The sequence below is a fragment of the Vibrio sp. D173a genome, from assembly GCF_030248475.1.
Map to the genome: position 1 here is coordinate 1 of NZ_JAHGAH010001168.1, position 1,292 is coordinate 1,292.

Genomic DNA, 1,292 nt, shown 5'->3' on the forward strand with positions numbered 1-1,292 from the left:
TGTCGTGGCATTCTTGTACCAACTACGTTGAGTAGGAAGGTAGTTACTGTATTCTTGTTCTACCTCGCGAGGAGTAAAGGATTGGTCATAAAAAGTGGACGTTTTACGTCGTTGATTTCCTTCGCCTTGGTGCACTACCACCAGCCACTTTTCGGAGCCTTTAGCTCCCACGGCTGCCCTAATTTCGCCAGATTCTAGGTGGATTATCTGACAACAATCATTATTGCCTTGTGCGCCAAAAATACTGTGAAGGCTGGGGTTTCGGTCGAGGAGTCCATTCCGATAAGGTCTACTAATTGAACGCCACTACGAGTAACATTTTCCGCCACATTTTGTAGGTTAGAGAAGTAGTCCGATACACCACTCGCTATTGTCTGATATCGTGCTAGTGTGTGCTTCAATTCTGTTTGACTTGCAAAATAGTATTGCAATGTAATCGCGACGCCCCCAGTGACAAAGGCGCAGAAGACAAACATCAACCCCAGCACCACTCTTAAGGAGACTCGCCTATGCGTTTTCTTTTGCATTCTTTTATTCCATAACTGCGCGATTATTCTAAATAATCCATACAAGACTGGCTTATTTTACGAGCCCAATTCCGCTTTGTACGAATCACATAATCTATCGTCCTAACAAATTCTTAAGTATAGACAATTACTTAAATTTATCGGTGTGAGGAATAGAACTGTCCCCAACATTCCCAATAAGAACAATCAAGTAGAAAAGGGAGAATGAAGGATAGGTGAAGTCGTTGTGTTGAGAATGTTCAATAAGCGGTTTAGAACTCGAGTCCTAAACCGCTTTTGGGAACAAACGCAAACCATGCATGTTTAATCAAATAAGGAAAGTAATCACGCTGTCCTTTAAGCTGCCATCATCAACCCCAAAACGATGAATATAGCACCAGTAACTCGATTGATTTCCCTGCTTTTACCTTCCAACAGAGCACTTAATTTCTGTCCAATGAGCGAATAAATAATGTGTACAGTAAATGTACATGCAACCAAAGCAGCGGCTAACAATATGCCTAGGTAAGAGTGGGGAGCATCTTGGCTTTTGCTCATATAGCTCGGGAAAAACGCCATAAAAAAAAGAAAGGTCTTAGGGTTTAGCACCGATATCCAGATACCTGAGAGTATCCCCCAGTTTTGAGTTTCGAGAGCGCTATTATCATCGGAGAGTTGCGAAAATGAATCTTTGATACAGCGTAACCCTAAGAACAGAATATACGCGATACCGACATACTGAAGAGATATAAACAGCAACTTCGATTCGGTTAAAATACGCGCTAA

The 1,292-nt window shown here is 42.0% G+C and carries 2 protein-coding genes; both read right to left on the bottom strand.

The genetic code is table 11. The features are described 5' to 3' along the window. Positions 1-203: 203 nt before the first annotated feature. Complete coding sequence (locus KIV40_RS32075) at positions 204-527, bottom strand: hypothetical protein (protein WP_285353383.1); 324 nt, start codon at positions 525-527, stop codon at positions 204-206. Between the two features lie 336 nt (positions 528-863). Then, a partial coding sequence (locus KIV40_RS32080; RefSeq protein WP_285353384.1) for a LysE family translocator occupies positions 864-1,292 on the bottom strand: 429 nt, incomplete at its 5' end.